Source organism: Aeromonas intestinalis, from assembly GCF_054052485.1.
The window spans coordinates 22912-47230 of the sequence record NZ_JBSTYK010000016.1 but is presented as its reverse complement, the minus strand read 5'-3'; the positions used below and the strand labels follow the sequence as shown (position 1 = coordinate 47230).

The following is a 24319-nucleotide window of genomic DNA, read 5'->3' as shown; positions in this document are numbered from 1 at the left end:
GTCTCACCCCGAATGTGTGTTTTGTTGAGTCGGCGCAAGAATACTTTCTTTTTAATCAAAAATGTTGATCAAATTCACCTTTGTTGAGCCGGAACCCCTACTTTCTTATGGAAATGTGATCAAAAGAATAAAAAATCAAAATTTCTTTATCATCCTCAATGTTAGTTGAGTGTTAAATGGATAATTTCTCAGCGTCGCTCGTTAATGGAATGTTATCTCGACAGATGCTGGGCTAGCTGGCGGATCATGCTGGCCGTGGCCCCCCAGATGAAAGAATCTTGCCAGGGGATCCAATAAATGGTGTGGCTCCTGCCACCCCGGGGCAGGGTCAGGGCGATGTGGTGCGCCGGGTTGAGCAAGTGGCTCAGGGGGACCTCGAAGGCCTGCTCCACTTCATCCGGGCTCAGGGTGAGCCGATAGTCGGCGTCCACCTGGGCGAGCACCGGCAAGACATCGTAGAGGGAGATGGTATTGAGGGGGGTGAGGCTGCCGATGACCCGGATCTGGGAGGCGGGGATCCCCAGCTCTTCGTGAGTCTCCCGCAGGGCCGTCTGGATGAGGTTTTCATCCTCCGGATCCTGGCGGCCGCCGGGGAAGCTTATCTGGCCAGGATGGTGGCGCAGTTGGGTGCTGCGCCGGGTCAACAGCAGGTGAAGTCCGGTGGGACGCTCCACCAGAGGAAGCAGCACGGCAGCCGGCTTGAGCCCTGCCAGCATCAGGCGATGGGCCGGGGCAGGGCGCTGCAGCAGGAAACGGGTCAGCAACTCGGTACGATTCAAAGCCATAACCCGTGACCCCGCAGTGAGGGGCGAAGAGTGACGGGGCACACTGCCCGCTTCCGATGGATGTCGCTCATCTCGTGCTTTCTCTCCTTGACGTTGATTTGTCCAATGGCTGGCTTAGTGTGCATCCAGCAGCGGCAGAATGCGGGCCACCTTGTCGTAGGTCTCCTGATATTCGCTGTCGACCTCGGAGTCGGCGATGATGCCGCCGCCCGCCCAGCAGTGGATCTGCCCCGCTTCGGCGATCAGGGTGCGGATGCAGATGCTGGTGTCCATGCGTCCATGCTGGCTCAGGTAGCCGATGCTGCCGCAGTAGGCGTTACGCCGCTGGGGCTCCAGCTCCTCGATGATCGCCATGGCGCGGATCTTGGGCGCGCCGGTGATGGAGCCGCCGGGGAAGCAGGCCCGCAGCAGATCCACCCCTTGCCAGCAGGCATCGAGCTCCCCGTGAATGGTGGAGACCAGGTGATGGACGGCGGGGAAAGATTCCACCGCAAACAGATGGGGCACGCTGACCGAACCCGGCCGGCTCACCCGGCCGATGTCGTTGCGCAAGAGATCCACGATCATCAGATTCTCGGATCTGTCCTTGTCGGCACTGGCCAGCTCGTCGGCGCGGGCCTGATCGACTAGCGGATCCGGGTGGCGAGGGCGGGTGCCCTTGATGGGTTTGGTTTCGATGTGGCGACCATCGAGCAACAGGAAACGCTCGGGCGAGAGGCTCAGGATCGCACTCTCAGGCAGACGCACAAAGGCCGAGAATGGTGCCTTGTTGGCGGCGCTGAGGGCGAGGTAGGCGGACCACTCATCCCCCTGATAGGGGGCGCTGAAACGCTGGGTGAGATTGATCTGGTAGCAGTCGCCCGCCGCCAGATAGGCCTGGATGCGGGCAAACTTCTCGCCATACTCGGCCCGGCTCATGTTGCTCTGCCAGGGACCTCGCAGGGTAAAGGGCTGGATGGGGGAGGCGCACTGCGCCGTCAGCCATTGCAATCGGCGGGCAAGCCCCGCCTCGTCACCCCAATGCACCAGTTGCCAGCGAGCGGTCGCGACCTCTCGCAGCAGTGCCCAGTCGTAGATCCCGACCGCCATGTCCGGCACCTGGATGTCGGCCTGCGCCTGGGTTGGCAAGCGCTCGAAACGCCGCCCCAGATCGTAACCAAAGAGCCCGAGGGCGCCACCAATAAAAGGCAGCTCGGCGCCGATGGCATCGCTCTGAATGGGTTGCAGCTCCCCCAGCAGGGCCAATTGCGTGCTGGCGAGCAGGGCGAGGGGGTCTTCATCGCTTCGCACCGTGCCCTCGGCTTGGCTCACGAGCGTGCAGGTTCCCCGGGTTTCTAGGGTGGCGAGGGGATCGGCGGTGATGATGTCGAAGCGATTGTCGGCGCCAAGGGGCCCGGCGGATTCCAGCAAGATGGTCCAGGGTTGCCGCTGCAGGCGGCCAAACAGGGTGTGAAGGGATGTTTGGGGGTCGAAATGGTGGATATGCAGTCTTGGTTTCATTTTTTGTTACACAGGCAACAGTTTGCACCCAGCTCCCTAGCCGGTAAGGGTGCTCAAGCGTATCATGACCGCCGGCATTTACAGAAAAACACGTCATAAAAACACGCCCTGCCTGTCGCGCTGTGTATGCACCGCCACTAAGGCTCGGCTCAAATGGAAGCCCTTGCTCGCATTGCTTGAGACAAGGACCAGTGAGGATGATATGAGCATCATTAAAAAACAGGACTTTATTGATTCTATTGCCGACGCCCTGCAGTACATCTCCTTCTACCACCCCCTCGATTTCGTCCAGGCCGCCAAGGCTGCCTATGACCGCGAGATCAACCCGGCCGCCAAGGATGCCCTGGCCCAGATCCTGATCAACTCCCGCATGTCCGCCGAAGGCCACCGTCCTCTGTGCCAGGACACCGGCATCGTCACCTGTTTCGTCAAGATTGGCATGAAGGTGCAGTGGGACAGCGACATGACAGTGCAGGAGATGGTGGATGAAGGCACCCGTCGTGCCTACACCAATCCGGACAACCCGCTGCGTGCCTCCGTGCTCGCCGATCCGGCCGGCAGTCGCAAGAACACCAAGGACAACGCCCCGGCCGTGGTGCACATCGACATGGTGCAGGGTGACAAGGTGGAAGTGAGCATCGCCGCCAAGGGCGGTGGCTCCGAGAACAAGTCCAAGATGGTGATGCTCAACCCGTCCGACGACGTGGTCGAATGGGTACTGAAGACGGTGCCGACCATGGGCGCTGGCTGGTGTCCCCCCGGCATGCTCGGCATCGGTATCGGCGGCACCGCCGAGAAAGCGGCGGTGCTGGCCAAGGAAGCCCTGATGGAGCACATCGACATTCAGGAGCTGATCGCCCGTGGCCCGCAAACCACGGAAGAGAAGCTGCGGGTGGATCTCTATGACAAGGTCAACAAGCTCGGCATCGGTGCCCAGGGTCTGGGTGGCCTCACCACTGTGCTGGATGTGAAGGTGAAATCCGCGCCGACCCACGCCGCCTCCAAGCCGGTGGTGATGATCCCCAACTGTGCAGCCACCCGCCACGTCCACTTCGAGCTGGATGGCTCGGGTCCGGCGGAGCTGACCCCGCCCAAACTGGAAGACTGGCCACAGATCACCCGCGAGTCCGGCGGCAACGTGCGCCGGGTCAACGTGGACGGCATCACCAAGGCCGAGCTCGCCAGCTGGAAGAGCGGGGATACCGTGCTGCTCTCCGGCAAGATCCTGACCGGTCGCGACGCGGCCCACAAGCGCATCGCCGACATGCTCAAAAATGGTGAAGGCCTGCCGGAAGGGGTCGATTTCACCAATCGCTTCATCTATTACGTCGGTCCGGTGGATGCGGTCCGTGACGAAGTGGTCGGCCCGGCTGGCCCCACGACCTCCACCCGGATGGACAAGTTCACCGACATGATGCTGGGGGAGACCGGTCTCATCGGCATGATAGGCAAGTCCGAGCGTGGTCCCAAGACGGTGCAGAGCATCAAGGAGCACCAGGCTGTCTATCTGATGGCCGTGGGGGGCGCTGCCTACCTGGTGGCCAAAGCCATCAAGAAGGCACGGGTGGTGGCCTTCGCCGATCTCGGCATGGAAGCCATCTACGAGTTCGAGGTGGAAGACATGCCGGTGACGGTCGCCGTCGACTCCCAAGGCAACAATATCCATGAAACCGGCCCGGCCTACTGGTCGGCCAAGATTGCCGAGCTGGACGTCAAGCTTTCCTGAGGTGTGTTGACGGGCATGCCAGCCATGGGATGCCTGAACATGCAAGGCTGGGTTTTGGGCTCACGGCAATGATAAAAGGCGACCTCAGGGTCGCCTTTTGCATGGGTGAAAGAGCGTCATTTCCATCCCAGAACCAGCCTCCAGACCCTGACTCCTGATAACCGCCAATGGCTACCGTTTGTGACTGCCCCGGTTGGACGCGCTATCCACTCACCACGCCTTCCTCGGCCTTCGCTTCCCCATCAGCCTGCCTCAGTGATTGAGATAGATATCCTGACCACCGTAACCAAGGTTCGGGTGATGGGGGAGGCGTTGTGACTCGAAGAACCGGGTCAGCACGCCGGTACCTTGCCCCAGTCTCTTCAACTTGGCGCGATCCAGGGCGACCTGTTCGGGTAGCCAGGTCAGCACGGCGGCGCAGTGGCCGTTGCCGAGGCTCTGCTCCAGCATGCGCTGCCAGTTCTTGATCTTGGCACCGTGCACCACCAACACCCGGGCGGGATCGATCCCCTGCGCCTGCCACTGCTCGGCCACTGGCAGGCCAGGGGGGGCGATGAGCAGGATCCAGCCGCCATTATCCTGACTGAGCCGTCCCAGCTCGCTCAGCAGCGGCGTCTCGGGCTGTGCGGCCTGCTCTACCTTGGCCTGGTGGCGAGTGGGCCAGGGGGCCATCAGACCGGCAGGGGAGGATGGGATAGGGTGGCTCATATGTTTTCCTGTATGAATAACCATGCTGTATGTGTATACAGTAGTTGTAACGAGCGCCAGTGACAAGTCGTTTTCGGTCAAAAATGTGAGCCCACTAACAGGATGTTTTGTTATCTAATTGAATTTAAATGAAATTTACACTCAACCTAAGTTGGGTGTTTTTTGCGCTATGGACAAAGCGGGGGCAGGGGGTCATGGTTATACAGTATGTATGACAAGGAGGGATCGGGATGGATGTCAGCACCTTGCAACGACTGGACGCCAATATTCTGCTCGGGATCATCAACGAAAAGCTGCGGCTGGAGTGCGATGGTCTGGAGGAGCTGTTGGCCTACTACGACATGACGGAAGATCAGCTGGCCGCGCGTTTGCAGCAGATCGGCTATCACTACGACCCCATGAGCAACCAGTTCAAGGCTCATGGGTAATATGACGAGAAAAGGTGCTCCAACTGGGGCACCTTTCTTTTATTGTGGAAATGATCCTGTGAAGATTGAAATCGCTTTCACATCCATTCAGGAATGTCGTTATTTTCATGTATTTTCAAACGCTTTCAAGTATTGAAAGCCTATTCATGAACACGCTCGTTTCGTTTTTATATAACCACATGATTTATTTGAATATTAATATTTCATCTAATCTTGATTCGGAAAGGGTTTTCAGGCTTGAACTGTCATTTCCATACGTTAAAGTGTGACTCGCGTTAACGTTTCATTCAGCGGTTTTGGCTAGTATGCTCATGCCGGAACATATTCAGATATAACAACAGTGCCGGTCCCGAGATGGGATAACATTTTTATTTGTAACGAAGGAAAATGGTGTATGGCTACCAAGAAGAAGACAGACCAGGATCTCCAACTGGATAAAGATCAGCTTAAAGCGAGCATCGTGCGTCACCTGCGTTCTACCTTGGGGACAAGCGAACAGAAAGCCTCGCCGGAAGCGTGGTGGAAAGCGACGGCCGCCGCCGTCAACGAACAGGTATACGAGCGCCTGACCCGTACTCAGCAGACTCACTTCAAGAAAGATACTCGTGCGATTCACTATCTCTCTGCTGAATTCCTGATGGGGCGCCTGACTTCCAACAACCTGCACAACCTCTCCCTTTACAAGACCTGCGAAGAGGCCTTGGGGGAGCTCGGTCTGGAACTGACCGATCTGTGCGAGCAAGAGCCTGACATGGCCCTTGGCAACGGCGGCCTTGGCCGTCTGGCCGCTTGCTTCATCGACTCCCTTGCCACCCTGAACTACCCGGCCGTGGGCTACGGCATTCACTACGAGCACGGCTTGTTCCGTCAGGAATTCCAGGATGGCCGCCAGATCGAGCGTCCGGACTCCTGGCGCGAATACGGCAACCCCTGGGAGATCTGCCGTCCCGAATCGGTGCAGGAGATCCCGCTCTATGGCTACGTGGAGACCGTATTTGGCGACAACGGCGGCCTGAAGAAGGTGTGGCATGCCGGTCGCAAGATCAAAGGGGTGCCCTGGGATATCCCGGTCGTCGGCTTTGGCGGTCACACCGTCAACATCCTGCGGCTGTGGGAGTCCCGTGCCTCCGAATTCTTTGACTGGGACGTGTTCAACGCCGGTGGCTATGTGGACTCCCAGGCGGAGAAGGCCCAAGCCGAGACCATCTCCAAGGTGCTCTACCCGAACGATGAGACGGATGCCGGCAAAGAGCTGCGTCTGATCCAGCAATATTTCTTCTGCGCCTGTTCCATCAAGGACATCATGCGCCGTTACAAGCGTGCTCATGGCAGCGACTTCAGCAACTTCGCCGCCCAGATCGCCATTCAGCTCAACGATACCCACCCGACCGTGGCCATTCCCGAGCTGATGCGCGTGCTGGTGGATGAGGAAGGACTGAGCTGGGAGGCCGCCTGGGCCATCAGCTACGGGGTCTTCTCCTACACCAACCACACCCTGCTGCCGGAAGCGCTGGAGAAGTGGAGCGTCAGCCTGTTCGAGAAGGTACTGCCTCGTCACCTCGAGATCATCTACGAGATCAACGCCCAGTTCCTGAACAAGCTGGTGGAACCCAAGTGGCCGGGCGACGATGCCATCAAGGCCAAGCTCTCCATCATCGAAGAGGGGACGGTGCGCAAGGTACGCATGGGCAACCTGTGTGTCATCGGCTCTTCCAAGGTCAACGGTGTGGCCGAAATCCACTCCAAGCTGGTGAAGGAGGATCTCTTCCCCGAGTTCGCCGCGCTGTGGCCAGAGAAGATGTGCAACGTCACCAACGGCGTGACCCCGCGCCGCTGGCTGCTGGCCTGCAACCCCGAACTCGCCGCACTCTACAACGAGGTGGTGGGCAAGGAGTGGCCGCTGCAACTGGACAAGCTGCGCACCGTTACCCAGTTTGCCGACGACAAGGCATTCCAGCAGCAGTTCATGACCATCAAGCGCCACAACAAGGAGAAGCTGGTCAAGGTGATCAAGGACGAGACCGGCATCGAGGTGAGCGCGGAGGCGATCTTCGACGTGCAGATCAAGCGTCTGCACGAGTACAAGCGTCAACAGCTGAACCTCATCCACATCATGGCGCTCTATCGCCGTCTGCTGGCGAACCCGGACTACGACATGCACCCGCGGGTGTTCATTTTCGGCTCCAAGGCGGCCCCTGGCTACAAGCTGGCCAAGGACATCATCTATGCCATCAACAAGCTGGCTGAGCGGGTCAACAACGACGCCCGCATCCAGGGCAAGCTGAAAGTGGTGTTCATGCCGAACTACCGGGTAAGCCTGGCCGAGAAGATGATCCCGGCAGCGGACGTGTCCGAGCAGATCTCCACCGCCGGCTACGAAGCCTCGGGGACCGGCAACATGAAGATGGCACTGAACGGCGCCATCACCATCGGCACCCTGGACGGGGCCAACATCGAGATCGCCGAGGAAGCGGGTGCCGAGAACTGCGCCATCTTCGGGCTGAACGTGGACGAGGTGAAGGCGTTGAAGAGCCGGGGCTACAACCCCTATGACTTCTACTATGCCAACTCCGAGCTCAAGGCCGTGCTGGACTGGTTCGACACCGACTACTTCACGCCGGGTCGTCCGGGCGAGCTCTCCTCCATCAAGCGCTCCTTGCTGGAAGGGGGGGATCCTTACCTGACCCTGGCGGACTTCGCCTCCTACTCGGATGCCCACAAGCTCATCGATACCTGGTATCGGGATCCGGCGCTCTGGGCGAAGAAGGCCATCATCAACTCGGCCACCATGGGCAAGTTCAACTCCGACCGCTCCATCCAGGATTACGTGGACCGGATCTGGAATCTGAAAGCCTGCAACGTCGGCTAAGTGCATTGACTCCCAAACCCCCGCATTGCGGGGGTTTTTTATTTCATGAAGAATGGATTTTACAGGGTGAGTTCACTGCCAGAGGCGCACATGGTGGATGACATGATGTGCGACATGGTGGGAAGGCAGCGGGATCGGTGGATACAAGAAAGGCCCCGTCAGGGGCCTTGTCGAGGGGAAGGAGAGACGCCTTCTCAGTGCAGGATATCGCCGAAGCAATAGGCCAGCAGGGTCAGGATGACGGTGAACACCAGGTTCAGCACCAGGCCGGCCCGCATCATCTCGCGCTGCTGGATATGACCGCTGGCGAAGACGATGGCGTTGGGCGGCGTGGCCACCGGCAGCATGAAGGCGCAGGAGGCGCCGACCGCGATGAGCACGGAGACGACGATGGGGGAGACCCCCAGCGCTTCGGCCACCCCGGCAAACAGCGGCACCAGCAGAGCGGCGGTGGCGGTGTTGGAGACCAGCTCGGTCAGGAACACCACGAAGGCCGCGAGGCAGAGCAGGATCACGAAGATCGGCATGGTGGACAGGCTGCTGGAGAGGTGCTCCGCCAGGAAGGCGTTGGCACCGGTCTGCTTCAGGATGGAACTCAGGGTCAGACCGCCCCCGAACAGCAGCAGCACGCCCCAGTCGGTGTTCTGGTTGATGTCATCCCAGTTGGCCACCCGGCTGACGGCGATGGCGAGGATGGCCCCCATGGCGATCAGGGTATCGAACTGGGGAATGCCCCCCAGCGCCGAGGCGATGGGTTGGGAGCCAATCCACAGCAGCACAGTGGTCAGGAAGATGGCCAGGGTCGTCTTGCGCTGACCGGTCCACTCGATGGTGACTTTCTCGGTGCTGACCTGATGGGAGAGGTCGGGACGGGTGACCAGGTAGAGCAGGCCGATGCCCACCGGCATGAAGATGAGCACCACGGGAATGCCGAATTTCAGCCAGTCGGTGAAGCCAAGGCCCATCTGGGCGGCGGCGATGGCGTTGGGGGGGCTGCCCACCAGGGTGCCGATGCCGCCGATGCTGGCGCTGTAGGCGACGCCCAGCAGGACGAAGACCAGGGTACGGCGCTCCTTGTGGACGTCGAGCCCCTTGAGCATGCCGAGGGCGAGCGGCAGCATCATGGCGGCGGTGGCGGTGTTGCTGATCCACATGGAGAGGGCAGCCGTGATGGTGAACAGCACGATGGCCGCCCAACCGAGGTGCCCCTTGGCCAGTTGCATCACCTTGGCGGCGATCTGGGTATCCAGCCCCTGCTTGGAGAGGGCCGCCGCCAGTGCGAAGCCGCCAAAGAAGAGGAAGAGCACGGGGTTGGCAAAGTCGGTGAGCGACTTGCTCATGTCAAACACCCCGAGCAGGGTGGCCAGCACCGGGATCGAGATGGCGGTGATGGTGATGTTCACCGCCTCGGTCAACCAGAGGATGGCGATGAAGATGAGGATGGCGAGCCCCTTGTTGACCATGGGATCAAAGGGGAGCCAGGCGAGCATGGCACAGAGCAAGAGGACGTCAGCGATGACGATCCCGGCCTTGACGTCGAGCCAGCGTGGGGGTGCAGAGGGTACGGCAGAGGTATGCATGATGTGTTCTCGGTTAATTTATGGTTGTTGTTGTGTTGCCGAGGTTACATTTGATCCCCTGTTTGAAACAGGGGTAAGTGAGCAAAGCATGTGGCGTCTCACAGAGTTAAAAAGAAATTAAACACCATGAAAACAAAAATTAAACATTGTGTTTTCATTTGTCCTGGGGAAGGGAGGAGAGCAGCCACTCCTTGAACAGGCTCTTTGGCAGCGAGCCGCTGCGTTGGGCCAGGATCTGCCCGCGTTGGAACACCATCAAGGTGGGAATGCTGCGAATGCCGTAGCGACTGGCGATGGTACTCTCTTGCTCGGTATCGAGTTTGACGAAACGGATGCGCGGTGCGAGCTCTCGCGCCATCTCCTGAAACACCGGGGCAAACTGCAGGCAGGGGCCGCACCAGCTGGCCCAGAAGTCCACCACGACCGGCAGGTCGGAGGCGATCAGGGTATCGAACTGATCGCTGCGTCCCGTGACCGGGGCGAGACCAAACAGGGGCTCCCGGCAGCGACCGCACTTCGCGGTCAGGTCCACTTTCTCGCTGGGCAGGCGATTGCGGGTAAAGCACTGGCTACAATAGGTAGTGATAGATGACATAATTGCGTCCTTATTTCATTGCCTTGCAACAACTTTGTTGCATTGATCGCGCCGACTAACGGTAACATAGCAGCCAGTTATTTTTCACAGTTGGCGGTCCGGCCGTGACACCTCGTCACCGGATAGTTGACCATGACATGAGAATCGAGACGGGATGAAGAGTGTTGCACGCGTCAATCGTGTTGTCCTGAGCCTTATCATCGCATCTTTGCTGGGGTTTTCGGCCTATTGCTGGCAACTGCTCAGCCAGCAGCAGCGTGCCTCCGAGTTGAGCATGGCCGCCGAGCTGGTCCTCAACCGCATCAATACCGACACCGTCTATCTGCTGGGGCGCGAGAAGGCCAGCGATGGCAGCGTGCAGCAGCGGCTCAGCCTGCTCTCCAACGTGCTCGACAAATTTGTGACCCAGATACGCGAAGACCCGGATCTCGCCGACGATCCCAAGTCCCAGGCACTGCAAAAGGACATCGACGGTTATCTGCTGGATCTCGCCAGGCTCTACACCATGGAGATGACCATCGAGTATCTGGAGCCACGTTTCCAGAGCCAGCTCGATGCCGTGCTGACGCAGCTCCCGAGCGAGACTCGGCTGCACCGGGATCTCACCGATCTGGCCAGGATCAGCCACTACCTCAGACGCAGTTGGGATACCCACGATCTGCGCCACCTGCAACAGCTGCAGCAGCGCATCGGCGACGACTATGCCGACAATGGCAAGGTGACGGCCATCAATCAGCTCAGCCAGGATTTCAATCAGCAGGTGATGGAGTATCACCGCCTGCGCAACCAGATCATCGAGATGCGGGGGCTGGCCTCCTTGCCGGTCTGGAAACAGGACAAGCTGGATCTCGCCTCCTCCCTCAAGAGCCGCTTCTATCTGATGGTGCTGGGCGGGGCCCTGCTCTGCTTCTCCCTGGTGGCGGTGACCCTGTGGCGACGCAACCAGAAGCTGAGCGAGCTGTCCCGTCACACCGGCTTGCTGGCTCAGGCCAAGAGCGATTTTCTGGCCAACATGAGCCATGAGATCCGCACCCCCATGAACGCCATCATCGGATTCAGCGCCCTGGCGCTGCAGACGGATCTCAGCCAGCAGCAGCGGGACTACCTCAGCAAGATCAAATCCTCGTCCGATACCCTGCTGCTGCTCATCAATGACATCCTGGATCTCACCAAGGTGGAGTCCGGCAAGCTGACCCTGGAGGAGATCGATTTTGACTTGAGCGAGCAGCTTGACTCCCTGGCGGCCATGTTCGCGGATCTGGCGGAGCGCAAGCAGATCGAGGTCATCATCAACAAGTCCCCGGCGGTGCCGGACTTCCTGCGCGGGGATCCCCTGCGCCTGGGTCAGGTGCTGGTCAATCTGGTCAACAACGCCATCAAGTTCACCGAACGGGGGGAGGTGGAGCTCTCCATCACCCTGGTCAACCAGCACCCCATGCGGGTCTGCTTCAGCGTGCGGGACACCGGCATCGGCATCGCGCCGGACAAGCAGACCCAGCTGTTCCAGCCCTTTACCCAGCTGGAGGCGGGCAACACCCGCAAATATGGCGGCTCCGGGCTCGGTCTCAACATTTCCCAGCGGCTGGTCGGGCTGATGGGGGGAGAGATTTCGGTGCAGAGCAAGCCCGGGGTGGGTTCCACCTTCGAGTTCGAGATCCCCATGTCCCAGGCGGTATACGGGGTATCCGGGCGGCGGGTCTTCTTCGAGCACCAGCCCCTCATCCTGATGATGGACGACAACGAGTTGGTACTGGAGCTGGCCAAGGACATCCTGGGCCGGGCCGGCGCCTGCGTGATGACGGTCAACAGCGTCTCCCGCGCCCGTCAGGTGCTGCGGGAAGAGGGACAGAACATCCGCCTCGCCATCCTCGACTGGCGCATGGGTCAGGAAGATGGTCTGGATCTCGCCCTCGAGATGCATCAGCACAGCCAGTGGCAGCGTCTGCCGGTGCTGATGACCAGCGCCTGGGCCCGGGAAGGGCTGCACGGGCGCATGGAGAGCATGGGGCTGAGCCACTTCCTGGCCAAACCCATGACCGAAAACGCCCTGCTGGCCAAGGTGGACGAGATGCTCAACGGCAGCTCCCACGATCGCAATGTACGTCAGGCCGAGGTCCAGGGGGATCAGCAGCATTTCCGGGAGCTGCTGCAGGGCACCCGGGTGCTGCTGGCCGAAGACAACCGGGTCAACCAGCAGCTCATCGTGGAGTATCTGCGCCGCATCGAGGCCGTGGTCACCGTGGTGGGCAACGGACGCGAGGCGGTGGAGCAGGTGGCGGAGCAACCTTTCGATGTGATCCTGATGGACCTGCAGATGCCGGTGCTGGACGGGCTAGATGCCACCCGCCAGATCCGCAAGATGGTGGACAAGCACGACGTGCCCATCATCGCCCTCACCGCCAGCGCCATGCCGGGGGACAGGGAGCGTTGTCTCGGGGTCGGCATGAACGGCTATGTGACCAAACCGGTCAGCAAGCTGGATCTCTACAACAACCTGCTGCAGTGGGTGAAGGGTGCCAGCGCTCAGCGCCGGACCAGCCCCGAGGTCAAGCCACCGGCGCTGATGGGGGTGCTGGATCTCGACGATGCCCTGCGCCGACTGGAGCAGGACAGGGAGGCACTGCAGATCCTGTTCAAGCTCTTTCTCTCCGAACACAAGGACGATCTCTGGGACATCCGCTCCGCCCTGCGTCGCCAGCAGCCCGAGGTGGCAAGCCGACTGCTGCATACCCTCAAGGGGGTCTCTGCCAACATCTCCGCCGCGCGTCTGCAACTGCTGGCCGGTGAGCTGGAGTGGCGGCTGCGGCTGCAGGGGGATCTGAGTGAAGAGGAGCTGGCACAGTTGCAGCTTGTCTTCAGCCAGACCCGGGAGGAGGTTTCCCACTTCCTGCTGAGCGGGGATCAGCAGGAGCCAACCATGGGCCTGTTCGGCGGGCGGGACGAGCGGCTGTGACATCCGGGGGATAGCCATCGTTCTCAAGCTGGCCGCTTCAGGCTATGATGACCCGTTCACCTCGCCCCCGTTTCGGGGGCGATTGTCTTGAGCATCTCTTATGACCAAGCGGCCCTGGCGCCGCGAGCAAGGATCCTGATGTGAGCGTATTTCTGCGGCTGGGCTGGTTCTTCAAGGATCAGTGGCGGCGTTATCTCATCGCCATCACCCTGTTGATGATGGTGGCCCTGCTGACCGTGATCCCGCCCAAGGTGGTGGGTTGGGTGGTGGATGGCGTGACCAAGGGGGGGCTCGACAACGCCACCTTGATGCAATATCTGGCGGGGCTCTTGGGGCTGGGGGTCGTCATCTACCTGCTGCGCTATGTCTGGCGCGTCATGCTGTTTGGTGCCTCCTACCGGCTCGCCTATGTGCTGCGCAACCGGCTCTTCACCCACTTCACCCGCATGAGTCCGGACTTCTACCAGCGCCACCGCACCGGCGATCTGATGGCCCACGCCACCAATGACATCCAGGCCGTCGAGATGACGGCGGGGGAGGGGGTGCTGACTCTGGTGGACTCCTTCATCGTCGGGATCCTGGTGCTCTCCATCATGTGCAGCCAGTACTCCTGGCAGCTGACCCTGCTCTCCCTCTTGCCCCTGCCGGTGATGGCGTTTTTCATGAACCGTTTCGGGACCCAGATCTACAAGGAGTTCAAGGCGGCGCAGGGGGCCTTCTCGCGCCTCAACAACAAGACCCAGGAAGCCCTCTCCGGGGTGCGGGTGCTCAAGTCCTATGCGGTGGAGTCCTTGGAAGACAAGGGATTCGCCGAGCTGACCCGCCAGGCGGGGGAGCGCAACATGGCGGTGGCCCGCATCGATGCCAAGTTCGACCCCGTCATCTACCTGTGCATCGGTTGTTCCTATTTTCTGGCGGTGGCCGGCGGCAGTGCCCTGGTCATGCAGGACAAGCTGACCCTGGGGGAGCTCACCAGTTTCACCATGTATCTGGGGCAGCTTATCTGGCCCATGTTTGCCATCGCCTGGCTGTTCAACATCATAGAGCGCGGCAGCGCCGCCTATTCACGCATCGAGACCCTGCTGGCGGAGCGTAGCGATATCGAAGATCCCGCCGAGCCCCAGCCGCTCGCGCACCCTTTCCCGCTGGTCATGCAAGGGGTGGATTACCGTCTCGAGTCCCGTACCCTGCTGGCGGGAATCGATGTCTCCATCGCCGCTGGCGGCATGCTCGGCATCGTCGGGCGCACCGGGGCGGGCAAGAGTTCCCTGCTCAAACTGCTGATGCGTCTGGCCAACCCCAGCGGCGGCCGGATCACCATGGGCGGCGTAAGCATCGACAGGCTGGCCCTTGGGGAGCTGCGCAACCAGTTCGCCTATGTGCCCCAGGAGCCGTTTTTGTTCTCCACCACCATTGTCGCCAACATCGCCCTCGGCCGGCCGGATGCCAGTCGGGAGGAGGTGGAGCGGGTGGCGCGCATCGCCTGCGTGCACGACGACATCACTCGTTTCCCTCAGGGCTATGAGACCGAGGTGGGGGAGAAGGGGGTAACCCTATCCGGCGGCCAGAAACAGCGGCTCGCCATCGCCCGCGCCCTGCTGCTGGCGGCCCCCATCCTGGTGCTGGACGACGCCCTCTCGGCGGTGGACGCCCACACCGAGCAGCAGATCCTGCAAGCGCTGAAGGCCCACCGACGCACCCTCATCCTGGTGAGCCACCGCATGACGGCGGTGGAGCAGGCGGACGAGATCCTGGTGCTGGAGCAGGGCCGGATCAGCGAGCGGGGCCATCACGGTGCCCTGATGACCCACAACGGCTGGTACGCGGACATGGTGCGCTACCAGCGCCTGGAGCAGGACGTGGAGGAAAATCTGTGAACCCGACCATCAAGCGACTGCTGGCGTATTGTGCCCGCTACCCCCGCTGGCTGATTCAGGCGGGTATCTGCCTGCTGCTCGCCACCGGTGCCGAAGTGGCGGGGCCGCTGCTCATCAAGCTGTTTATCGACGACTACCTGGCGCCGCGCCAGCTGGTGTGGCCCGAGGTCGCCGCGCTGGCGGCGGGTTACCTCGGCCTGCAATTCCTGTCGGCGGCCGGTTTCTACCTGCAATCCCTGCGCTTCAATCGCATCGCCCAGGCGGTGGTGCAGCGCCTGCGCGAACAGGTGTTTGCCACCGCCATCCGCCTGCCGGCCCGTTACTTCGACAAGCACCGCTCGGGCTCCCTCATCTCCCGCATCACCAACGACACCGAGGCCATCATGAACCTCTATGTGCAGGTGATCGGGCTCCTGGTGCAAAAGGTGGTGCTGTTGTGCGGCATCCTCATCTCCATGGCCCTGCTGGATCTGCGGCTGATGCTGGTGTGTGCCACCCTGCTGCCCCTGGTGGGGGCCGTGATGTGGCTCTACCAGAAATTGAGCGTGCCCGTGGTGCGGGCCACCCGCAGCCTGCTCTCCGACATCAACAGTCGGCTCAACGAATCCCTGCAGGGGATGCCGGTGATCCAGGCCATGGTGCAGGAGCGCCATTTCGCCAGGGCTTTTGCCGAGGTGAATCAGCAGCACTGGCATGCCCGCCTCAAGAGCTTGAAAATCAACGGCATCCTGCTGCGCCCCCTGATCGATCTCTTCTACATGATGGTGCTGATAGGGCTGCTGGCCCTGTTCGCCCACGAGGGATTGAGCAGCGGTGGCGCCATCCAGGTGGGGGTACTCTACGCCTTCATCAGTTACCTCGGGCGGATGATCGAGCCTCTCATCGAGATGACCAACCAGCTCAACCAGTTGCAGCAGGCCATGGTGGCGGGGGAGCGGGTATTCGCCCTGCTGGACGAGTCCCGGGAGAGCACGGACGGTGAAGAGGCGTCACTCGAGGGGCGGGTGAGCTTCGAGCAGGTGAGCTTCTCCTACGACGGCCAGCAACCCGTGCTGCGAGAGGTGAGCTTTTGTACCCGTCCCGGCCAGATGCTGGCGCTGGTGGGCCATACCGGCAGCGGCAAGTCTACCGTCATCAGCCTGCTGATGGGCTTTTACCCCATTGGCAGCGGCACCATCCGCTTCGACGATCATTCGCTCGAGGCGCTGTCGCTTGCGGCAGTGCGCCGCAGCATCGGGCTGGTACAGCAGGATCCCTTCATCTTCGTCGGGACCTTGGCAGAGAACCTGCGCCTAGGCCGTGACGGCATCGACGAGGAGACGCTCTGGCGGGCACTGGACGAGGTGCAGTTGAAGGACTTTGTGCAGCGTCTGCCGGATGGGCTCGCAACAATGATGGAGGAGGGAGGCAAGAACCTCTCCGCCGGTCAGCGTCAGCTGCTTTCGTTTGCCCGGGCGCTGGTGGGGGATCCGCGCATCCTCATCCTGGATGAAGCCACCGCCAGCGTGGACTCCCAGACCGAGCTCGCGCTTTCCCAGGCGCTGTCGGCGGCGCGCCGTGGCCGCACCACCATCGCCATCGCTCACCGGCTTTCCACCATCGTCGATGCAGACGAGATCCTGCTGCTGTCCCGCGGTCAGGTGAACGAGCGGGGCACCCACGGCGAGCTGATGGCCGAGGGGGGCCACTACGCCCAGCTGTTCGAGATGCAGAGCCAGGGGGCCTGGCTCGAGGAGAAGCGAGCCTGAGCGGGGGGATCGCTAAAGCTTCAGATAAAAAAACAGCCGGCAGATGCCGGCTGTTTTTGTTTGGTTCACCCGTCAGACCGTGGCCTTGCTGCGGGCCAGCAACTTGGGCTGCAGCGGCGGGAAGTCGTCATTGAAGAAGGTGTCGGCCTCTTCAATCTGCGCTTTGCGCTGCTTCTGGATGAAGCTGTCGAAGTCGCGCTTGATCTCGGGATCTTTCAGCGCCTCGTAGTCGAACACATTGGCCGCATAGAGGTAGTTGAAGTGGATGTCCACGAACTCGCTGCTGGCGCAGGCGGAGGTGAACTTGCTGTTCTGACGGTCGAAGTTGACGCGGTACTGCTTGATCTTGGGCACATAGACCAGCTCGCTGCCGACCTTGAACACCTCCACCGTGATGCCCACCGTGATGGTCTTGTAGTAGTCCTTGTTGTTCTCCACCCCGAAGCGGATGGCATCCCCCTGTTTTTGCAAGAATTTATTGAAGCTGGCCAGGGCCGTGGTGCCCTGGCTCACCACCACGTCCATGATGAAGTTGATGAAGTCGGTGGCGATGCTGATCCCCTTGATGTGGCGGCTGTAGCTCTGCTGATCGATCTTGCTCGGCCCCATCAGCGGGATCTTGGAGAGCGCCCTGGCCCAGAGATCCGCATCCGTCTTGTACTGATCCCCGTAGGCCTCGGCATAGCGATTGATGTAGGCGGTGACCACAGAGGTGATGGCGATGAGGTAGGCCTTCTGCTCGGCGAGCTTGGCCATGACGGCGGGATCATCCAGCAGCTCGTTGGCCACGATGAACTCCACCAGGCCGTCTTTGTCGGCATAGGGGTCGTTCGCCACGGCCCTGGCGAGGGGCAGGTTGGCATCGTTGAAGAAGGACTCGGCCTCGTCGAACTGATCCCGGCTGTTGAGGCGATTGGCGGCGGCTTCGCGTACCAGCTGGCAGAGCAGCAGCTCGGCCTCATAGTCACTGACGCGCAGCAGCGGCAGTGCCTCCTGGTTGCTGCCAAAGGTCTTCTTGTAGGCGAGGTTGAAGTCAACCAGCACCGAATTGCAGCCGCAATCCATGGCGAAGTCGACGTGGTAGCTCAAGGGGCCCGAGGGCAGCGGTTTGCTCATCTTGCCCTTGACCGCCAGGTTGGCGTAACACTTGAGGTACTCCCTGCCAAACAGCTCGTAGGCGCGGTTGTTGTTGAAATCGAGCTGGAAGGTGCCGGCGCTCTCGCCGCCGTTGAACAGCAGTTGATTGTTACCCATCTCTCTCTTCCTTGTGTTGTGCGAAAAGGTGCTGTGCGAAAAGGTCGCCCGTGGCCGATGGCCAGTGACGGGCCTGCACAGCCTAGTGAGGGATGGGGCATCTGGTTACTGTGACTTATTCCAGTGGCGCGGCGGGGAGGCTGGGCTAGCGCGCGTGGGGAGGGAATTAGTCGTTGGTTTTCACCCGGCTAGGGCTGTCATCTCCCTGACACAGTGGCGCCGACCTGTTGAAAAAACTGCGGGGCAGGGGGCGAAATGGCGTCTGTTTCGGTCAGCATGACCTCTTTGGTCATTTGCCAAATCAATAGTGATCGCTTTTACATTTGATTTATCACTGGGAAGAGGGGGCCTGAAGGTCTGCTTGAGGGCGTTTCGGCACGTTCAACGGCCCCAAAAGATGAGCCCCGGCGCAATGCCGGGGCTCGGTGTGGGCCAATCCTGTTGTGGACGGCGCCTTGCGGCCTCAGGCCACACCAGGGACGGACCAGTCGGTACGGGTGAGAGAGGGGTTATCCCTCGGTCGGCTGGGGGGCCTGCCAGTCTCCTCCCAGGGCCTTGTGCAGCAGCACCACGTTGGTGGCGGTGCCGAGGCGCGCCACCACTTCGGCATCTTTCAGGCTGTTCTGCTGGCGCTCGGCGTCCAGCACCTGCAGGTGATCGACCAGGCCTGCGCGGTAGAGACTCTTGGCCTTGCCGAGGGCCAGCTCGGCCTGCTGGCTCGCCAGGTGCAGGTGATCCCGATACTGCTGGCTGTTGCCGTAGGCGATGAGGGCGGTCTCCACCTCGTTGAAGGCGGCATTGACCGTGTGCTGATAGGTGAGCGCCGCCTCCTCGAGACCCGCCTCCTGCGCCTTGACCCTGGCCTCGCCCCGGCCGCCGTCGAACAGATCCCAGGAGAAACCGGCCCCCAGAGCCCAGGCGGTGGAACCTGATTTGAACAGGTCATCGACATCCCCGGCCACCAGTCCCGGGCTGCCGGTCAGGAACACCTTGGGGTAGCGGGCGGCGATGGCGGCCCCCAGCTCCTGGTTCTTGGCGGCGATGGCCCGCTCGGCGCTCGCCACGTCGGGTCTGCGGGTCAGCAGGCTGGACGGCAGGCCGGTCGGGATCAGCGCCTCCATGACGGGCAGGGGACGAGGGGTGAAGCGGGCCTGGGTCCGGGCGACGGGCTCTCCGAGCAGCAGTGCCATCCGGTTCAGGTGCACGTTCCTGGCCGTGTCGAGGAGCGGCAGGCTGGCCTGGGTGGTGGCGAGGGCCGCACGGGCGTTGGCCAGATCGAGATCCGAGCCATAGCCGTTGCGATGCAGGGATTCAACCATGGCCAGGGTCTCCTGCTGGGAGCGCACGGTATCGGCGGCGATCAGGCTGCGCGTCTCGGCGCCGCGATACTGTAGGTAGTTGTTGATCACGTCTGCCGTCATGGCTGTGATCAAGCCCTTGCGCATGATGCCCGCCTGCTCGGTGCGGATGGCGGCGGCCTGACTCAGGCTGTCGATGCGACCGAACAGATCCAGTTCCCAGCTCGCGTTGGCGCCGATGAAGACGGCAGTGGGATCCCGCTCCATCAGTTGTACCGAGCCGCCACCGAGGGCGCCCGGCAGGGGCAGCGGGCTCACCGCCGGCCCCGTCAGATCGCCGTTTTCACTGAGGCGCAAATCGGTGTAGCCGCCCCCCAGACTCAACGTGGGCACCTTGAAGGAGGCGATGGCCTCCTGATAGGCCTGGGCCTGCTGGATGCGCTGGCTCGCTATCTTGAGGGTGATGTTCTGGCGCTGGGCGGCCAGCACCAGGGCATCGAGCTCGGGATCGTTGAACTGGTGCCACCATGCGAGGGGGCTCTCCCCACCGACCTGGGTGCCCGGGGTGGCCTGGTTCAGATAGACCTGGCTGACCGGGTGGGTCGGGGTCTGGTAGTCGGGGGCCAGACTGCAGCCCCCCAGCATCAGCAGGGCGATGAGGGCACTGAGGCGGCACTTATTCATGGGAGTGATCCTTGTCTGTGGCCTGCGGCGCGCGGCCTTGGGCGCGGTGCTCACGGGCGAAGAAGAGCATGTAGAAGGCGGGCATGGCGAACAGCGAGAGTACGGTCGCCGCCATCAGGCCGCCGATGATGGTGGCCGCCATCTGATCGAACAGGCGATCGGTGAGCAGCGGCACCATGCCGAGCACCGTGGTCAGCGCCGCCATGGAGATGGCCATGGTGCGATTGATGGTCGCCTCCTTGACCGCATCGATCAGCAGGCGGCCGTTGCGCCGCTCCAGCTCAATCTGATCGAGCAGGACGATACCGTTTTTGATGATCATGCCGGTGAGGCAGATCATGCCGACGATGGCCATGAAGCCGAACGGTTTGTCCATCAGCAGCAGACTCCAGATAATGCCGATGGAGGCCAGTGGCAGGGTGATAAAGATGATGAGCGGCTGGCGATAGGCGTTGAACAGGGCCATCAGGATGATGAACATCATCACCACCGCCTTGGGGGTCTGCAGCATGAGATCGTCGACGGCACGCTTCTCGTCGTAGTACTCGCCGCCCCAATGCATCGTGTAGCCTGCCGGCAGTACCATGGCCTCCAGCTCGGGCGCCAGTTGCTGGCGTACCACGGAGGCGGTGAGCTCCCCGTCCACCCCGGCCTGGACCGTGATGGCCGGCAGCCGATTGCGGCGCCAGATCATGCTCTCTTCCCCGCCGATCTCGATGTCGTCGAGCACCTGGCCGAGCGGCACGCTGTGCAGGCCGAGGGCGGAGCGCACCGGCAAGTCTGCCATGGCTTCCAGGGTGCTGTTGGCGCTGCGCAGCTTGATGGGAATAAGGTCATCCTGCTGGCGCAGGGTGCCAATCTGCAGCCCTTCGGTCGCGGTGTGAACGGCCATGGCGATGTCGGTATTGCTGACCCCGGCCTTGCGGGCCGCCGCCTGGTTGATGACGGGGGTGACCACCTTGCTCTGCTGGCGCCAGTCGTCGCGCACGTACTTGGTGTGTGGGTTGGCACGAATGATGGCCTGGGCCTGCTCGGAGAGATTGTGCAGCACGGCGGGATCCGGCCCCTCGAAGCGGGCTTCGATGCTGAACTTGTCCTTGGTGGCGAGCTTGAGATCACGGAAGCGCGGCTCGGCATAGGGGAAGCGGGTGGCGAGCCAGGCATCACCCCTGGCTACCAGGGCGGGGATGTCGTCAAAGCTGTGGGTGTTGATCAGGATCTGGCCGTAGCTCTGATCCAGGGGCTCGGGCTCGACGGTGACAGAGAAGCGCGGCGCACTCTCACCCACGTAGCTGGAGATGCTCTTCACCTCGGGCTGGGCCAGCAGCCACTGCTCAATCTCCTTCATGTCCGCCGAGGTGCTCTCGATGCGACCCCCGTTGGGCAGCCAGTAGTCGAGGAAGACGATGCTACGATCTGAGCTCGGCATGAAGTTCACGTTGAGCAGCGGCGCAGCGAGGCCGGTCAGCAGCAGCAGCGGCAAGACGGTCAGCATGGCCTTCTTGGGGTTGTCCACGGTCCAGTGTACGGCGCGGCGATAGAGACGGGCCGCCTTGCCTTCCGGCTTGCCGCTCTCATCTTCGCTCGGTGCCTTGATGAAGGCCCAGCACATCAGGGGAGTGATCAGCATGGCCACGACCCAGGAGAGCAGCAGGGAGCTGACCAGCACCTGGACGATGGAGATGGAGAACTCCGCCGAGTCGGTCTGGGAGAGCAGTACCGGCGTGGCTCCGAGGCAGGCGACCACGGTCGCGCCGAGCAGGGGGACGGCCATCTCCTTGATGGAGTCGATGACGGCGTCATCCCGGTTGATCCCTCTGGCCAGCTTGGCGATGAAGAGGTCGACGATGACGATGGCGTTATCCACCAACATGCCGAGGGCCAGGATGAAGGCACCGAGCGAAACCCGTTGCAGATCGACCCCGGTGAGGTTCATGTAGATCAGAGTAAACAGAATGTTCAGCAGCAGGCTTGCACCGACGATGGCGGCGCTTTGCCAGCCCATGAAGATCATCAGCACCGCCACCACGATGGCGATACTCTCGAGCAGGTTGAGCACGAAGTTGTTGATGGACTTGGTCACCTCTTCGGGTTGGAAGGCGATGATGCCCACTCCGGTGCCGAGGGGTTGCTCGGACTCGAACTGCTGAAGCACGGCAGTCAGTTCATCACCGATGCTGACCACGTTGATGCCGGTCTCGGGGCTCACGGCGAGGGTAATGGCCTGCTGGCCGTTGAAACGACTCTCGGTCTGGGCCGGAGTCTGGTAATCGAGGTAGACGTCGGCGACGTCTCCCAGACGCAGGGTGCCGCGCTTGTTACCGACGAGGCCGGTGGTGAGCATCAGATTGCGGACATCCTCGACGTTCTGGTAGGCGCCGGTCTGGGCCACCCGCAGGTTTTCGCGTCCCATGTCGTACTCACCGGCACTGACCGGCATGTTCTGGCTGTTGAGCTGGGCGATGAGCTCCGCCATGGAGATGTGGCTGCGGGCGAGACGTTCGCTCGACACATCGATGTTGACCACCTGCTCGCGGATGCCGTGCAGCTGCACCTTCTTGACCCCTTTGACCGCCTTGAGACGGCGCTGCAGTTCGCGGGCCTGATCCTTGAGCTGATGCATGGGAATGTCGTCCCCGTAGACGGCGAACAACATGCCGTACACTTCCGAGAATTCATCCTGCACTATGCTGATCTGCGCTTGGGGCGGGAGGGCGAGCTTGACGTCCTGCACCTTGCGGCGCAGCAGATCCCACTGCTGTGGCAGCACATCAGAACTGTATTTCTCCTGCAAATCGACGAATATCATGGAGCTGCCGGGGCGGGAGAGGGATCTCAGCTTCCACAGCGACCCCATCTCCTGCAATTTGGTCTCGATGGGATCGGTGACCAGACGCTCCACCTCCTGGGCAGTGGCGCCGGGGTAGAGGGTGACGATGACGGCACTCTTCACCGTGAAGGTGGGATCTTCGAGCTTGCCGAGATCGAAATAGGAGTAGATCCCGACCAGGGTGCAGAGGATGGAGAAGAAGACCACGAAGGTCTTTTGTCGCAAGGCAAAGGTGGAGAGGGTCATGATTGGGCACCCACCTGCTTGATGAGCGTAACGGACTGGCGTTCTTTCAGCAGGGCGCTGCCGGCGGTGACCACCCGATCGCCTGCGGTGAGCGCGCCTTTGACGCAGAGCTCGTCGTGGTGCTGGCTGACGATCTCGACCGGCACGCCGATGGCCTGACCAGCCCGCACCGTCATGACCCGGTTCTGCTTGCCCTGGCTAGTGACGGCGCTGACCGGCAGGCAGTGGATCTGGTCACTGCCCGGCAGGGGTAGCGCTATGCTGACCGACTTGCCCGGGACCAGCTCGGGGGAGTGGTCCAGCAGGCGGAAGGTCACCTCATGGGTACGCTTCAAGGGGTCGGGCAGGCTCGCCACCTCGCGGCTGACGGCCCTGACGGGCACATCCTGTCGATACCAGGTGACGCTCGCCGCCATGTCGTTCTTCAACTGGCCAATCTGCTGCTCCGGCACGTCGACCACGGCTTCGAGGACGCTTGGCTGATGCAGGGAGAAGACGGGCACCCCGGGGGCCGTCTGCTCATGCTCGTCGATGAAGCGCTGGCCTATCACGCCGTCGAAGGGGGCGCGCAGCTCGCTATAGCCCAGGGCATCTTCGGCCTTGGCGAGGGATTGTTGCAGCGTCTGCACCCGTGCCCTGGCCTGGGCGCTGGCGCTGGTGGCCCTGTCCAGGTTGATCTTGGCCATGGCATTGTCACCCACCGCCTGGCGAGTGCGGGTCAGCTCGACCTCGGCCAGCCGGCTCGCGGCTTTGGCTTCCTTGAGCATGGCGGCGGTTTCATCCCGCTGAACCCGAAAATCGTGGGGATCCAGCCTCGCGATCACCGCTCCCTTGCTCACCTTGTCCCCCTCTTTCACCAGGATGGCATCCAGGGTGCCGGGCACCCGGAAGGCGAGGTTGGCCCGCTGGTGGGAGCGAATTTCGCCGCTAAAGCGCAGGGTCTGCTGGGCAGAGCCCTCGCTCAGGGTGATGGCGTTGACCGGGCGCGGCGTCTCGGCCTGGGGCGGGGTGGCTTCACTGTTGCAGCCGCTTAGCAGAGTGCCGAGGACGATGACAGAGAGGGATGAAAGGGGGAAATACCGGTGTTTCATAGGTAAAAGTCCAATGATTCAGAGACTAAAGGACTATTTTATCCTGTGATATATGTTCGATAATCAGCCTTTGACTGCCAACACTGTCTCGATTTGTGAGACAATTGAAGAAGGCCGCAGGCTTGCCATGGTGGCGAGGCCAGGCGG

15 protein-coding genes are annotated in these 24319 nt (G+C 61.6%); 6 read left to right on the top strand and 9 right to left on the bottom strand.

Annotated elements, in window-relative coordinates; all coding sequences use genetic code 11:
• Positions 1–212 precede the first annotated feature (212 nt).
• A complete protein-coding gene (locus ACW5W7_RS17990) occupies positions 213–779 on the bottom strand; it encodes a CoA pyrophosphatase (RefSeq protein ID WP_349922470.1) in 567 nt (188 codons plus the stop codon).
• Between the two features lie 120 nt (positions 780–899).
• Entirely contained in the window at positions 900–2285 is a 1386-nt protein-coding gene (gene pabB / locus ACW5W7_RS17985) for an aminodeoxychorismate synthase component I (RefSeq protein WP_456502575.1), read from the bottom strand.
• A gap of 202 nt (positions 2286–2487) precedes the next feature.
• Here pabB and ACW5W7_RS17980 point away from each other — a divergent pair, with 202 nt between their 5' ends.
• Positions 2488–4011 carry a fumarate hydratase gene (locus tag ACW5W7_RS17980; RefSeq protein ID WP_349917896.1) on the top strand — a complete coding sequence of 508 codons (1524 nt, stop codon included), beginning with the start codon at positions 2488–2490 and terminating at the stop codon, positions 4009–4011.
• A gap of 252 nt (positions 4012–4263) precedes the next feature.
• Here the strand turns inward: ACW5W7_RS17980 and ACW5W7_RS17975 are convergent, their stop codons facing one another.
• On the bottom strand, positions 4264–4719 hold the full coding sequence (locus ACW5W7_RS17975; protein ID WP_456502574.1) for a cell division inhibitor: 456 nt from the start codon (positions 4717–4719) through the stop codon (positions 4264–4266).
• 230 nt (positions 4720–4949) lie between these two features.
• Between ACW5W7_RS17975 and ACW5W7_RS17970 the strand changes: the two genes are divergently transcribed.
• On the top strand, positions 4950–5147 hold the full coding sequence (locus ACW5W7_RS17970) for a DUF4250 domain-containing protein (RefSeq protein ID WP_349917892.1): 198 nt from the start codon (positions 4950–4952) through the stop codon (positions 5145–5147).
• A gap of 394 nt (positions 5148–5541) precedes the next feature.
• Complete coding sequence (locus tag ACW5W7_RS17965; RefSeq protein WP_456502573.1) at positions 5542–8016, top strand: glycogen/starch/alpha-glucan phosphorylase; 2475 nt, start codon at positions 5542–5544, stop codon at positions 8014–8016.
• A 194-nt stretch (positions 8017–8210) separates the two neighbouring features.
• Here the strand turns inward: ACW5W7_RS17965 and ACW5W7_RS17960 are convergent, their stop codons facing one another.
• Both ACW5W7_RS17960 and trxC read right to left on the bottom strand, forming a co-directional pair.
• A complete protein-coding gene (locus ACW5W7_RS17960) occupies positions 8211–9596 on the bottom strand; it encodes an SLC13 family permease (RefSeq protein WP_349917887.1) in 1386 nt (461 codons plus the stop codon).
• A gap of 154 nt (positions 9597–9750) precedes the next feature.
• On the bottom strand, positions 9751–10191 hold the full coding sequence (gene trxC, locus ACW5W7_RS17955; RefSeq protein WP_456502572.1) for a thioredoxin TrxC: 441 nt from the start codon (positions 10189–10191) through the stop codon (positions 9751–9753).
• Positions 10192–10345: 154 nt separating this feature from the next.
• Here trxC and ACW5W7_RS17950 point away from each other — a divergent pair, with 154 nt between their 5' ends.
• The 3 genes from ACW5W7_RS17950 to ACW5W7_RS17940 all read left to right on the top strand — a co-directional run bounded on the left by ACW5W7_RS17950 (position 10346) and on the right by ACW5W7_RS17940 (position 16769).
• The gene (locus ACW5W7_RS17950) at positions 10346–13144 is read left to right on the top strand and encodes a response regulator (RefSeq protein WP_456502571.1); all 2799 of its coding nucleotides are present in this window, start codon (positions 10346–10348) and stop codon (positions 13142–13144) included.
• A 140-nt stretch (positions 13145–13284) separates the two neighbouring features.
• Complete coding sequence (locus ACW5W7_RS17945) at positions 13285–15021, top strand: ABC transporter transmembrane domain-containing protein (protein ID WP_456502570.1); 1737 nt, start codon at positions 13285–13287, stop codon at positions 15019–15021.
• Entirely contained in the window at positions 15018–16769 is a 1752-nt protein-coding gene (locus ACW5W7_RS17940; RefSeq protein ID WP_456502569.1) for an ABC transporter transmembrane domain-containing protein, read from the top strand. The genes ACW5W7_RS17945 and ACW5W7_RS17940 overlap by 4 nt, the downstream gene beginning before the upstream one ends.
• Positions 16770–16841: 72 nt before the next feature.
• On the opposite strand, the gene ACW5W7_RS17935 is transcribed toward ACW5W7_RS17940, so the two are convergent.
• The 4 genes from ACW5W7_RS17935 to ACW5W7_RS17920 form a co-directional block, all read right to left on the bottom strand.
• Positions 16842–18023: a hypothetical protein gene (locus ACW5W7_RS17935; RefSeq protein ID WP_456502568.1), complete on the bottom strand. Its 1182-nt coding sequence runs from the start codon at positions 18021–18023 to the stop codon at positions 16842–16844.
• A gap of 509 nt (positions 18024–18532) precedes the next feature.
• Positions 18533–20005, bottom strand: coding sequence for an efflux transporter outer membrane subunit (locus tag ACW5W7_RS17930; RefSeq protein ID WP_456502567.1), 1473 nt, complete (start codon positions 20003–20005; stop codon positions 18533–18535).
• On the bottom strand, positions 19998–23081 hold the full coding sequence (locus ACW5W7_RS17925; RefSeq protein ID WP_456502566.1) for an efflux RND transporter permease subunit: 3084 nt from the start codon (positions 23079–23081) through the stop codon (positions 19998–20000). The genes ACW5W7_RS17930 and ACW5W7_RS17925 overlap by 8 nt, the downstream gene beginning before the upstream one ends.
• The gene (locus ACW5W7_RS17920; protein ID WP_456502565.1) at positions 23078–24172 is read right to left on the bottom strand and encodes an efflux RND transporter periplasmic adaptor subunit; all 1095 of its coding nucleotides are present in this window, start codon (positions 24170–24172) and stop codon (positions 23078–23080) included. The genes ACW5W7_RS17925 and ACW5W7_RS17920 overlap by 4 nt, the downstream gene beginning before the upstream one ends.
• Between the last annotated feature and the right edge of the window lie 147 nt (positions 24173–24319).